This window comes from Mesorhizobium sp. WSM3873, from assembly GCF_001672445.1.
GTDB lineage: Bacteria > Pseudomonadota > Alphaproteobacteria > Rhizobiales > Rhizobiaceae > Mesorhizobium.
This window is the reverse complement of the sequence record NZ_LYTM01000054.1, coordinates 1-12,189: the sequence shown is the minus strand read 5'-3', so window position 1 is coordinate 12,189 and position 12,189 is coordinate 1. Positions and strand designations below refer to the sequence as shown.

Annotated in this window: 9 protein-coding genes; 5 read left to right on the top strand and 4 right to left on the bottom strand. The window is 64.1% G+C overall.

Annotated features, from left to right (window positions below; genetic code table 11):
• Nucleotides 1-494 precede the first annotated feature (494 nt).
• On the top strand, nucleotides 495-1,379 hold the full coding sequence (locus A9K71_RS24620; protein ID WP_245299765.1) for a hypothetical protein: 885 nt from the start codon (nucleotides 495-497) through the stop codon (nucleotides 1,377-1,379).
• Nucleotides 1,380-1,419: 40 nt separating this feature from the next.
• Here A9K71_RS24620 and A9K71_RS24615 read toward each other — a convergent pair whose 3' ends face one another.
• The 3 genes from A9K71_RS24615 to A9K71_RS24605 all read right to left on the bottom strand — a co-directional run bounded on the left by A9K71_RS24615 (nucleotide 1,420) and on the right by A9K71_RS24605 (nucleotide 6,287).
• Nucleotides 1,420-2,943, bottom strand: a complete 1,524-nt coding sequence (locus A9K71_RS24615) for a hypothetical protein (RefSeq protein WP_067002271.1) — start codon at nucleotides 2,941-2,943, stop codon at nucleotides 1,420-1,422.
• A 66-nt stretch (nucleotides 2,944-3,009) separates the two neighbouring features.
• Nucleotides 3,010-4,116 (bottom strand): cellulase family glycosylhydrolase, encoded by a 1,107-nt coding sequence (locus A9K71_RS24610; protein WP_067002268.1) that lies wholly within the window; start codon nucleotides 4,114-4,116, stop codon nucleotides 3,010-3,012.
• Between the two features lie 20 nt (nucleotides 4,117-4,136).
• Nucleotides 4,137-6,287, bottom strand: coding sequence for a GumC family protein (locus tag A9K71_RS24605; protein ID WP_082980689.1), 2,151 nt, complete (start codon nucleotides 6,285-6,287; stop codon nucleotides 4,137-4,139).
• A 238-nt stretch (nucleotides 6,288-6,525) separates the two neighbouring features.
• Between A9K71_RS24605 and A9K71_RS24600 the strand changes: the two genes are divergently transcribed.
• Both A9K71_RS24600 and A9K71_RS24595 read left to right on the top strand, forming a co-directional pair.
• The gene (locus tag A9K71_RS24600; RefSeq protein WP_067002264.1) at nucleotides 6,526-7,938 is read left to right on the top strand and encodes a lipopolysaccharide biosynthesis protein; all 1,413 of its coding nucleotides are present in this window, start codon (nucleotides 6,526-6,528) and stop codon (nucleotides 7,936-7,938) included.
• Nucleotides 7,935-9,029 carry a glycosyltransferase family 4 protein gene (locus tag A9K71_RS24595; protein ID WP_067002262.1) on the top strand — a complete coding sequence of 365 codons (1,095 nt, stop codon included), beginning with the start codon at nucleotides 7,935-7,937 and terminating at the stop codon, nucleotides 9,027-9,029. Before A9K71_RS24600 ends, A9K71_RS24595 begins: the two co-directional genes overlap by 4 nt.
• Here the strand turns inward: A9K71_RS24595 and A9K71_RS24590 are convergent.
• Nucleotides 9,015-10,490 (bottom strand): hypothetical protein, encoded by a 1,476-nt coding sequence (locus tag A9K71_RS24590; RefSeq protein ID WP_067002260.1) that lies wholly within the window; start codon nucleotides 10,488-10,490, stop codon nucleotides 9,015-9,017. The genes A9K71_RS24595 and A9K71_RS24590 overlap by 15 nt on opposite strands.
• A 280-nt stretch (nucleotides 10,491-10,770) precedes the next feature.
• Here A9K71_RS24590 and A9K71_RS24585 point away from each other — a divergent pair, with 280 nt between their 5' ends.
• Entirely contained in the window at nucleotides 10,771-11,928 is a 1,158-nt protein-coding gene (locus A9K71_RS24585; protein ID WP_067002258.1) for a GNAT family N-acetyltransferase, read from the top strand.
• Between the two features lie 122 nt (nucleotides 11,929-12,050).
• Nucleotides 12,051-12,189 (top strand): helix-turn-helix domain-containing protein (locus A9K71_RS32720; protein ID WP_197504244.1); only part of this gene is annotated, 139 nt, incomplete at its 3' end.

Below are 12,189 nucleotides of genomic sequence, written 5' to 3'. Positions count from 1 at the left end.
TTCGTCCGCTCCGGGAGAATGGCCGCAGCTCCGGCAAGCCGGAGTCGGACGCGATCGATCCTCGAAATCTTCTTTTGTGAATACTATATTCACATATGAGATTTCGGCACAAGCCGGTCAGGTAGAAATTTTGCGCCTTGGCAGAACCGGCTCGCCGGCAGCGTGAAAGCGTAGCGAGCGCTTCGGCCGTGCCTCGCGGCGGAATGCATTTGCACTCCAGCGCAAGGGGTCGCGGCGGGCTAGGGCTGGTCAGAGCAGGCTCCATGTGACGGGTTTGCGAGAAATCCCGGGGAAGACATATTAGCTAATTGTACAAGCATTAACTGCCAAAAGGTTGTAAAGCTTGGCTTGCCGGTTGCACGGGCGCAGAGTGACGTAGCATCGCCAAACGGGTCAGTAAAATTGACTTCTGTGACGATGCAATTCGTTGGTAATCGATCGCCAAGGATAATACTGACTTCGGCGACATCCAGTACTTTTCTCTTGAGTCGACTATGGCGGTTCTCGGCGCATTCCCTCCCGGTATCGGTTGCCGGCCCTTCGACGAGAGGGATTGGGGAGGCGTGGCGGATTGCCTGCACCGAGGGTTTCCGGAGCGCAGCAGGAGCTATTGGATAGAAGCGCTGACCCGCCTGTCGCAGCGGCCCGCGGTCGCCGATTTTCCGCGATATGGGTTCGTCCTAGAGAAGTCGGGCCGGATCGTCGGCGCGGTGCTTACGCTCTATGCCAGGCACAGAAGCCTGGAAGGCGATGAAATCCGCTGCAATCTCTCGAGCTGGTCCGTGGACGCGGAATTCCGGCCCTATGCCAGCCGGATGATCGCGACGGTTATCCTGCGCAAGGACGTGGTCTACACCAATATTTCTCCATCGCCCGGGACAGTGAGGCTCAACAAAGCCTTCGGTTTTCGCCTGTTTTCCGGCGGACAGATCGCCTTCTTGCCCATTCTGAACGGTATGCCGCGTCCGGACCGGGTGTTGGAAGCCCATGCGGACCTCGCCGAAATGGCTGAACTCACCGACAACGAAAGATACATATTGCTCGAGCACGCCGCGTTGGGCTGTCTTTCGCTAATCTGCGTCTGCCACGGTCTGGCGTTGCCGCTTGTTCTGAAGCCGCGCCGGATATTGCATGGCCTCGTGCCGTGCTGCCAGATCGTCTACTGCCGATCCCACGCGGATCTGGTCAGGTGCGCCGGGGTCGTGGGCCGCTTTCTCCTGCGGCGCGGACAACTGCTTTGCCTCGTCGATGCGATGGGGCCGGTTCCCGGTCTGTCCGGCAGGTATTTTCCGAACAAGGGAATCAAATATTTCAAGGGTCCGAAATCGCCTTCTCCGGGAGACCTGACGTTCACCGAAATGGTGCTGTTCGGTTCCTGAACGAAATCGCGAAGCCGGTCTGGAATCAGCCGATCCGAAGTCAGCCCGCCGCTTCGGCTCTTGCCGCCGCGGCCATGCGCCAGCGTGTTCCCAGCGAGACGCCCACGAGCAGCAGACAGAAGGCGAGGGCAAGAGGGGAGTAGAACGCCTCCTCCTGCAATACGGCATTGGCCGAAATGGTGACGATGCCGACAAAGCCGAACAGGAAATCCGGGTCGCCGGTCTGGATAAGCTGCCGTCGCAATGCCACGGCCAGCGCCGCCAGGAAGCCGAAGAAGACGAGGCTCCCCACGCCCATCTGGTAAAGCATGACACCGACCGCGCTCTCGACCGGCACGGAGGCGGCGCCTTCGGCCTGGGCGGTCTGCCAGTTGAGATTGATGCTGGTGCTCGACAGGTTGCCGCCGAGACCCAAGCCCTGGCCGAGCGGATCGGCCAGGAAATCGCGCATGCCGGCAATCAGACCGAGGACGTGATAGTCGCCATGGGTGGCGCCATAGCCGATCGCCGCCGTCGTCCAGACCACGGCCAGGGCCATCGCGCCCATGAGCGCCAGACCGGCGCGGGAGGGGCTGTGGATCAGCCGCACGGCAATTGCGACGAAAAGCATGAAGGTCGCGCCCTTGGAGCCGATGACGAGCAGCAGCGGCAGAGCCGCGAGAGGCAGCACCCATCGTCCTTTGAAGAGCAGCCAGGCCGAAATGATGCTTAAGGCGTAAGCATAGCTGATCGGATGGAAGTTCGGGCCGCCGATGCGGAAGACGCTTGGCAGGATGTCGTTGAACAGCGGCGTGTTGAAGAAGGTCGTGGTCATCACGTCTTCGATCCCACGGTAAACGAAACCGGTTTCCTGAAGCGCTTTTTCCCACACGCCGGTCTCGACCTGCCGCGAGATGCTGCGCTCGACATATTGGTCGCCGTGGAACAGTCCGAGGAAATCCATGGTGAAGGTCAGTTCCGCATAGCCATAGACGATCGCGCCGGCGCCGAGCCACAGCATGCTCTTGCGCAGATCGACGGGATAAAGGCTGGCGGCGAGGACCGCGACGTGGAAGCAGGCGAGCGGCGTGATCGTGTTGCGGAAATAGACGACCGCGTCCTTGGGGTCGCCATGCACGACGCCGAGAGCGAAATAGAAACAAATCGTTCCGCACAGGACCATGCTCAGCAGCAGCCACGGGCGCAACTCGGTCAGCGCGCGGACGCGGTACTGAAATGAGGCGGCCAGGAAAATGCCGAACGCTGTCATCAGGATGATGAAGTTGGTGCCGCGCAGCGCGTCGAACGTGTCGTTGTCGGGAATGTAGGGGGTGAACCAGGCGACCACGAGGTTCTGAAAGAGAAAGGCGCAGATGATCAGCACCGGAACGCCCGCCGGCATCGCGTTCGAAACGATCAGCATCAGCACGAATGTTGCGGCAATCCCGAACGGCGTCCACACGGCAAATGCGGAGACTGCCAGCGCAACGACAAGCAAGGCCGTGCCGACATGCAGCAAGGTTTCGGGCGTATCCCTGCCCGGCAAACCCAGTCTGACGGGCAAAGAGACCTGCGTCGTGCTCATCGCTGATCCGCTCCGCTCGTCACTTGTCCCAGCAAGCGTAGATGGCGCCTGTCGTCCATTTCCGGCCTAACCTCCAAGGAGCGCGGCAATCATCGAGCCGTCGAAGCCCTCGACGCTCTGCCTGCTCCTGATGAAGCCGAAGCCCTGATCGAGCTCCCAATAGGTCCATGCCACATGGTTCGCTTCAGCCGCCTTGCGCACGGCGCGCACCCAGGAGACGCGGCTTTCTGCATCCACGCAGAAGTTGAGCACACCGAATTCGTTCAGCATGACCGGGCAGCCGTTGGTGGTGGACCAGCGCGCCAGATCGGCAAAATCGGAGCCGATCCGCGCGCCCGTCCAAGGCGCCGACAATTCCTCTTCAACGAGGTTGGCGGCTTCTTCGTCGCCGGCCGACCGCAGTTTGGAGATAAGCCGGCTCACCTGGGCCATTCCCTTGCTTGCGGGAAAGGGCAGGTCCGCGATGCGGGCGAGCGGCGAGGCATCCCAGGTCTCGCACTGGTGGGTGAAGGCCAGGGGGGCGTAATAGTGAACGGCGGCAATCTGGTTGTCGTCGGCGAGCGGCGGCGTGTCGGCGATTTCCCAGATGCCCTGAAACCGTGCCGGTCCCCAGACCAGCGTGTGGCGCGGACATTTCGCCCGCAGCGCCGCGGCGATCCGTTCCCGCAGCGCCAGCCAGGCGCTCCGTTCCATCGGGGGCTCGTTCAGCAGCTCGGGATAGACCCACTCCGCAGGCAGATCGGCAACGACGGCACGCAACGCCATCCAGGCCTGAAGCACTCTTCCTGCGGCCGCCTCGGCATCGTTTCGAAAAGCCGCCACGAGCTCGCCAGAAGGATGCATGTCGAGGAGGACCGAAAAGCCCAGCCCGACAAGATCCCTGATCCCGTTCTGGATGCGGCGAAGCGTTGCCGGGTCGCCGTTGGAGACGAGATCGCCGTTGACCGGCAGCCGGATCGTTTCGAAGCCTGATTGGCGCAGCTTCTCAAGCGTGGCCGTGGCGGGAGCAAGCCCATCGTTTCGGTCGAGCCATCCGGGAAGGTTGAAGCCGTGCGACGGAACGTGGCCGGCCGTCGCGAGCGCAGCGGATTGCGGCAGAGGGGAGGCCGCGAAAACGGCTCCGGCGGCAAAGGCCAGCGCCCGTCGCCTCGACACCTTGGGCGGCGATGTCATCGATGCATCGCCTCCACGGTCTAGCCCCGGGCGGCGCCGCTGCGGCGCTGCTCGCCGGCCGCTCGCGGACTGTCGATCGCCGCGGCTGGCCGCGCGTCGGCCGACGCGACGACAAGAGTGGCACTGCGGCCGATCTGGCCGGCACCGAATTTTTGCGCGAGCAGCCTGGCGGCTTCCGAAGGCTGCTCGGAAGGGCTGAGCGCCAGAAGCGCAAGATCGGCCTTGGCGAAGAGCTCCGGATTCCAGCCGTTCTCATTGAGCGAGGGCGCGATCACGAGCACGAAATCGAACGCGCTCCCGGCTTCGGCCAGAATGCCGCGGAACGAGTTGCGATCGGCAACGCCGGGACTTTTTTCCGCCACTGAGCTGCACACGACCGTCTGCAGACCGGTCGCGCCACCGATGAACAATCCGGCGCCGTCTGTCGTCGCGCTGGACAGACGATCGCCAATTTCCACCATCAGCACGTTCTGATCGGCCCGTTGCATGCCGATGCCCAGCATCGCGCCCGCAATCCTTGCCTCGAAACTGCTGTGGATCGAAGACACGAGGATGACGAACGGTTTGCCGTGGTCGTTCAGGTGCAAGACCATCTGCCGCATGATCTTCAGGACGGCGAGCGACAGCGTTTCGTTTCCGGTCTGGAAGAGCTGTTTCCTGATCGCCTTGATGTTTGAGTAGGCGGTCCCACCGGCGACGCCGGGCAGACGGTACTCGCCGAAATTGGCTGGCATCGGCAATGGCCGGGGGCTGACCGGCGCGCTGTCCTTACGGTCCACGACCGGCTCCGGCACGGCCGCCTTCGGCGCCTGCGGGTCCTCTTGCGGCTGCGGGACCGGACCAAGCGCCAGAGCGAGGCCGCATCCGGCGAGGAGCCCCAGAACGGCGCTCACCGAGAGAAGCAGGACCGGCTTCGGCCATGTCGGCTGGACAGGCGGCGAAGCCACGCCGATCTTGCGCGCTTCGGAAGTCTGCACGCCCTGCATCTGCGACGTTTCCTGCGCCCGCTTGAGATAGTCGTCGAGCACGGCGCGCGCCGCCTGGGCTTTCGATTCCAGCTGCCGCAGTTGTACCTGCGCGATGTTCGAATTCGTCGACTGTTGGCGCAAGGCTTCGAGCTTGTCCTGCAGCTTGCCGACATTCTGCACGGCGAGATCATAGCTGGCCTTCAACTGCTGCCTTATGCGATCCGCCTCGGCGGCCATCAGCCGCTTCAACCTATCCAGCTCGGACTGCAGCCGCCCGATGGTGGGGTGGCGCGGCCCGTACATGGTTTGCAGGCTGGCAAGCTCGGTGGCGCGCTGGTTGTAGTCGTCGCGCAATTTGATGGCCGAGGTGGACGTAAGAATATCCGCAAGCTTGGCGAGCCCGGCCGGCGAACTGCCCGCAGCCAGCGCCTGATTGTAGCGGTCCTTGGCCTGGTCGGCGTCGCCCTGGGCGGCGATCAGCTGCGTCGTCAGCTGATCGAGCTGCGACTGCAGCGTGCCGCCGTCCGTCGAATTGACGATATTGTGTTTCGTCTTGAAGTCTTCGACCGTCCGCTCGGCGTCGCTGACGTCCTTTTGCAGGCCGGAGATCCTGTCCGTGAGCAGCGTATTCACGTCGCTGTTGGCGCTCTCGCGTTCTCCCACCAGGCCTGCCCGGTACTGATCGACGATGGCATTGGCGATGCGCGCGGCCTTTTCCGGCGACGGCGACGTGAAGCTGACATTGATGACGTAGGTCAGCCCTTCGCGCTCGACAGAAACCTTGCTCTGGAAGCGCTTGAAGGCGGCGTCCTGCGGCGCGCTTGCGCCGGCTCCGAACAGACGTGAAGCAAGGCCGCCGCCGGCGAATTCCGGATCGCTGTCGAGCTTCTGGCTTTTGAAGACGGCGCCGAGCAGGTCTGGCGACTGGATGACGAAGACCTGGCTGGCGATGGCGGCGCTGTCGGAGCCGATCCCCGGAAGCACGTTGTTGAAATTGGTCGCGCGCGTGTCGCGGGGGTCGATCAGTATCGAGGCCGTTGCGGTATAGCTTGGTTTGGTCACCGCAAGATAGGAGAGCGCCAGCAGCACTGCCGCGCCGGCGATGGCAAGCACCATCACGCGTCGCGCCCAAAGGATGGCCCACACTGCACCTATGTCGAACAACGGCGTAAGAGTGCGCTCGTCGATACTGGCTGGCTTCATCGATTTTCCTCGTCGAGAGCCGCGACTTCACGACCTCACTCGTCTCCACAGTATTAAGGATTATCGTTAGCCATCCGTTAAGCTTGGCGGCGTGACGATGCGCTCGGCGCTGGCGATGCCGGTAACCATGCGAAGCGTTCGCGCTGGCGCGGTTGCGGCATTTTGCTTATGCAGGATCGGGTTTTGAGCGTCGTCGTAGGTGCGGGTAGCCCATCGCCGATCGTCTCAGGAGGCGAGGTTGAAGGACAATAAAGGGAACCGCGAGGCCGCCCCCGGGGCAGGGGCCAGCCCGGCGACCGACATGCGCATGTCGGTCACGGCGCTTGCCAAGAGCGGCGCCGTGGCCGGCATAATCAAGCTTGCCAGCGCGGGCCTGTCCTTCCTGATGTTCGTGGCCGTGGCGATGGTGACGAACGAACGCGAGTTCGGCCTTTACAGCGCTACCTATGCCGGCGCGAGCCTGGTTTCCTTCTTCGCTTCAGTGGGTCAGCAGAGCACCGTGCTCAGATTCTGGCCTCAATATGCCGGGCTGGGCGATCTCGGCTCGGCTCACGGGCTGATGGCGCGCGCCATCCTCGTGGCGCTGGCCGGGCTTGTCGGCACCAGCCTGCTCATCATCGTGGCGGGATTCCTGCCCTTCGTCGGCAGGGGAACGCCGGAATGGCTGCCGCTATGCGTGGCGGCGGCGGTGCTGTCGTTCTCGCTCGGCTGGTCGGAGTTTACCTCGGGCGCCTTCCGGGCCAAGAACGCGCTGATATCGGGCCTGCTGCCGCGGGACATCATTTGGCGCGCGACGACAATCGCCGCCGTTGCGGCGCTGCACTTCATGCAAGTGAAGATCGATGCGATCGCGGCGACATATCTGACGGCGCTGCTGCTCATCCTCTCGGTCGTCCCGCAAACAATTGTGCTGTTGCGCGACACAGCGCGGGCAGATCGCGGCGGTCTCACGGAAGGGCAAAAGCAGGAATTCAAGACGGTGACGCTTGGCCTGTGGGGCGTCACCTCGCTGCCGCCCGCGCTCGGCCAGGTCAGCACCCTGCTCGTGGCGATGATCCTCGGGCCAGAGGCGGCAGGCGCGATCTTCGTGGCGGACCGGACCACGCGCTTCGTGACCCTTGCCCTCAACGGCATCAACCAGGCGCTGGCGCCGCAGATATCGGCGGCCTTCTACAGCGGCGACAGGGCTCACGTTCAACGCATCACCAGCCTCGCCGCGCTTGGCGGCTCGGCCATTGCGCTGTGCGTGCTGGCGTCCTTCTGGATATTCGGCGACTTCATCCTGTCCATCTTCAATCCGGCCTATGCGACGCCGACCATGAGGGCGACGCTCGTCATCTTCGGCATCGGGGCGACGTTCGGCACCGCTTGCGGCCCGATCGAAGTCCTGTTGCAGTTGACGGGTCTGCAGCATGCGCTCTTCAAGGTGCTGGTCATCGTCAACGTTGTCGGACTTTGCGTGACGGCCGTGGCAACTTACTACCTCGGGTCCATAGGAGCGGCCCTCAGCATTGCCGGAACCGTCATCGCATGGACGGCTTTCGGGGTATTGATCGCCCGGCGCAGAATCGGCATCAACCCGTCGATCCTCGGGTTGTCCCTGGACAGGATCGGGCTGGTGCCTCATGCCCTCCTGAAAGGGCGCACGTGAAGATCGTCCAAGTGCAGACCCAGGCGGAGGCTGCGGGGGCGCAGCGGATCTCCGACATGGTGGGCGAGGGATTGCGGGCGCGGGGGCACGAGGTGCGCACCGTCTTCATGTACCGCAAGACCGAAGCCTACGACCGCGATCCCAATGTGGATTTCGTCCTGACGGACAGACCGCGCGGATTCCCCGGGCAGATCCGGGCGACCATCGGCCTGGCGCGATATCTGCGCGCGGCACGCCCCGACGCAGTCATCACTTACCAACACTATGGCAACATCTTCGGCACGATCGGCGCTCGGCTGGCGGGCGTCAGGCACATCGTCGCAAACCAAAGCGGCGCCCCGCAAAGCATCGGCGTCATGGGGCTGCTCTCCCAGATCGACAAGCTGATGGGCACGGTCGGCCTTTACCAGGCGAATGTCGTCAATTCCGGCTGGACGCAAGCGCAGTTCGATCGCTATCCGCGCTCCTATCGGCGGCGCATGCGTCGCATCGATCACGGCGTACCCGCGCCGGGCGAGGAATTCGACAAGGCAGCGGCGCGCGCCGCCTTCGGCCTGCCGCAGGACGTTTGGCTGGCCGTATCATCGGGCCGCCTGACGCGGATGAAGAACCAGATCGCGCTTGTCGGCGCGCTCGATCGACTGCCCGACGTCCACGTCGCGCTGGCAGGCGCCGGGCCGGAGCGCGAGGCGCTCGTCGCCTTTGCCGAAAGCCGCGGCGTGGCCGACCGCCTGCATCTCGTGGGCGAGGTTCCGCCGGCGCGCATCTTCGAATTCCTCGCGGCTGGCGATGCCTATGCGTTTGCCTCGATGACGGAGACCTTCGGCCTCGCCTGCGTCGAAGCCGCCATTTCCGGGCTGCCGGTCGTGGCGAGCAACCTCGACGTCTTGCGCGAGGTGCTGACCGCGGAGGACGGCTCTCCCGCCGCACTGTTCGTCGAGGCCGACGCCGCCGGCATGGCCAGGGGCCTTGGCGATCTGTTTGCGCGGCCGGAAGCCAAGGCCAGGCTTTCAGACGCGGGACGGCGGCTGCGGGACAAGTATTCGCCGGCCAGGATGTGCGCGGGCTACGAGGCGCTACTGCTTGCTTGACCGCTTGCGCACGGCGGCGATCCCGTCGATCACTTCCAGGCGCCCGGCCCGATTGAGTGTGTGGATTTTCGGATAAGGAAAGTCGCCAGCCGCATCGATCGGCCGCGGCGGCGACAGCCGCACCGTCTGCTGGTTGAGCTCCAGCAGCTTCGACAGGCCCAGCCCGCCGCCATAGCCCAGCGTTCCGTCCTGAACCGGAAGAAGCACGCGGCCGTCGCGGTTGCGCACGAAGGCTCCGCCGGGGCGGGCCATGCGGTGGTCGATCAGGACCGGGTTCGCCGGATGCGGCCGCCACGGACCGGCAAGCGCGGGGGCGGAGAAAATCACCAGCGTGTCAGAAGTGCTTCCATGGCCGTCACGGTCCGTGGCGAACAGCCAGAGCATGCCTTCATGCTCGAACAAGGTGGCATCGGAAATCTCGCCTTCGACCAGCACGGTCTCGGCAAGCCAGCTGTCCGGGAAGCCCGACGCGCGGTAGAGCGTGAGCTTGCCGCCGGCGCTCGCCTCCGGCAGCATCCAGATCGCGCCGTCGCGCTCGAATACTTGCGGGTAGGAGAGGTGGTGAGCCTCCTCCAGCACGACCCGAGGCTCGCCAGGAACGCCATCCGCGTCGAACGGAACAACGGAAATGACCGCCTTTCCGGTCGCGTGCGGATAGTCCTCGACGAACACGAAGGGCTGACCCTGCCACCAGAAGGGGAACGGGTCGGCATAGAAATGATCGCCCGGGTCCGGCAGCACCGACCAGCCGGTGCCGAGCTTGCCGGTATCGGCGACACCCGGCGCATCGGTAAAGCGATAGCCGACACGCCAATGCGCGTGGCGGAAGCGCGCGCGCCGAAGCGCTTCCCGGCCGAGCCGCGGCAGCGCCGCGCCGAGATAGGCGGATGTGAACCCGCCTGGCTCGCCACGACCATGGATTTCAGCAACTGCCTCTCGTGGCAGCCGGTCCGCCGCGAACGCGCGGGTGACCGACTGAACCAGAGTAATGGCGCGGGCGAACACGTCCTCGGTGCCGAGTGCGGTGGATTCCCGCTTGTCGACCATGGGCCGCGCCTGGCCGACTACCGTCTTCCTGTCGAGCACGGCCTCGATCACCGGGAGCCTGCCGGCCGCGACGGCGATTGCAGCCGACAGATCGGCGCTGGATCCGTCGAAGCGAAGGCCGATGGTGGGGACATTCGACAAGGCCGCATCGCCGGCAAGATCGAGCCTCAGCGCGGCAGGGCGCCTGCCGGGCCGTGCCGGGATTGCTTGCACCGCGGAGCCGAGAAGGGGTCCGCGCCGGCGGAAAAGACGTTGCTCGAACTGGAAGGCGGCTTTTGCCGCGGCCGGCCAGGTCGACGGCCCGGGCTGATGCGCCACCGCGACATCGTGGCCGTCCGCCTCCAGCCGCTCTATGGCGAGCTGCTGCCAATGGCGGGGCGCCGATTGCGGAACGATGACCTCGATCGCCAGCATGTCTTGGGCGGCTATGTCCTGCTCGGATTTCCAACAATGAGGAACGAGAGACTGGCCGAAAATACTTACATCGGCGTTACACGCAAAACCGGATTTCTACTTTTCCGGCATGACTTTCGACTTGCGATCCCGAAGCGGTTGTGGCCGTCCGCCCGGCCTGCCATGCAACGCAAGATTAGCGGTTTCGGCATATACCAAGATTCCAACAATCGCGGCGACCGGTCTTGACCTGGAACGTAAGAAGTCGTGGATAGCCGCTGTCCCTGCCGGTTCGGATCACATGTTTGAAGTCACTGCCGAGGATGCGTTCGATTTCCGTTCGACGGAGTACGCCGAGCTCTTCGCCAGCTCGGCGGCAACCGCTTTTCAGCATCCGATTTGGCTCGCGCAACTTTATGAGAGGCTCGTGCGGCAAGGCGCCGCCACGCCACTGATCATCGTCGTCCGCGTGCGTGCGAGCGGAAGGCTCGCGATGGTCCTGCCGCTGGTGAGGCGCCGCTACACGCTGCTGAAGGTCGTGGAATTCGCGGATATGCGGGTTTCGGACTATGTCTCGCCCGTCGCCGACGAGGAGACCTTCTCCCGCATTCTTGCCGACGCCCGCACCGTCGCCGCCATCCGCAAGCATCTGCGGCCATACGATCTCCTGCGCATCGGCAAGCTGGCGGACCGCTCCCTGGCGATGGAGCGCCTGCTTGGCGTCGACAAGCGGGAGAGCATGGGCATGAGCGCCTATTCCAGCAAGCTGGAGCCGACATTCGCCGGCTGGCGCGAGCAGCGGCTGGACCAGTCCTATCGCAAGGAGCTGGACAAGAAATCCCGGCAGCTCAACCGCATCGGGGAGGCGCGCTTCGAATGCGTTGACGGCCCGGCCGCGGTCCGCACGACATTCGATGCCCTCAAGCTCTATCGCGGCAAACGCTTCGACGGCAGCAACGGTCCCGCCGACCTTTTGCAGCTGCCTTCCTATTTCGATTTCTACCTGGCCGTGGCCAATGAAGGATGCGGCGGCTTCGCCCGCACCTATGCATTCTGGATGAACGGCCAGCCGATCGCCGGCGCGCTCGGGCTCGAGCACCGCGGCTCGCTTCTGGTCATCCTCGGCGGTTTCGACGAGACCGGCTACCGGAAGCAGTCGATCGGCAGCCTGATGTTCGAGCAGATCGCCCGCGATTGCATCGAGCGCGGCGATCAACACCTCGATTTCACCATCGGCGACGAGCCCTACAAGCGCGTCTTCGGCGGCCGGCCTTCACCGATGTGGCAAATCTACCGCGCAGGGAGTCCGCTCGGCTATGCGGCGCATCTGACGGTGCAGAAATTGCCGGCGGCCAAGGCGCTGGCGAGGCATATCCTTGAGGCCGCGCATGTCAAGAAGGCCAAGCCTTCAGCTGTCATCATGCCGCCGGCTGCCGATGAGGCCGCCGAGTCGTCCTAGTTGAAGCGGGTCGGTTCGGACGCCTTACGCTAGAGCGGGATGAAATTGTTGGGAGTCGTTGAGGATTCCCAAATCAGCGGGTTTATGATTCACCATTCATGCTGGGAAGGAGGCCAGCATGGATGGCACTATCGATGGATCTGCGAGAGCGCGTCGTGGCGGCGGTGAAGACAGAGGGAATGTCGCGGCGCGCAGCTGCGAAGCGTTTCGGGGTCAGCTACAGCGCTGCGATCGAGTGGGTGAAGCTCGATGAGGAAACCG

Bases quoted from the DNA above. Each gene is read 5' to 3' on its own strand.
- A9K71_RS24620 (WP_245299765.1), top strand. From the start codon at position 495: ATGGCGGTTCTCGGCGCATTCCCTCCCGGTATCGGTTGCCGGCCCTTC.
- A9K71_RS24615 (WP_067002271.1), bottom strand. From the start codon at position 2,943: ATGAGCACGACGCAGGTCTCTTTGCCCGTCAGACTGGGTTTGCCGGGC.
- A9K71_RS24610 (WP_067002268.1), bottom strand. From the start codon at position 4,116: ATGACATCGCCGCCCAAGGTGTCGAGGCGACGGGCGCTGGCCTTTGCC.
- A9K71_RS24605 (WP_082980689.1), bottom strand. From the start codon at position 6,287: ATGAAGCCAGCCAGTATCGACGAGCGCACTCTTACGCCGTTGTTCGAC.
- A9K71_RS24590 (WP_067002260.1), bottom strand. From the start codon at position 10,490: ATGCTGGCGATCGAGGTCATCGTTCCGCAATCGGCGCCCCGCCATTGG.
- A9K71_RS24585 (WP_067002258.1), top strand. From the start codon at position 10,771: ATGTTTGAAGTCACTGCCGAGGATGCGTTCGATTTCCGTTCGACGGAG.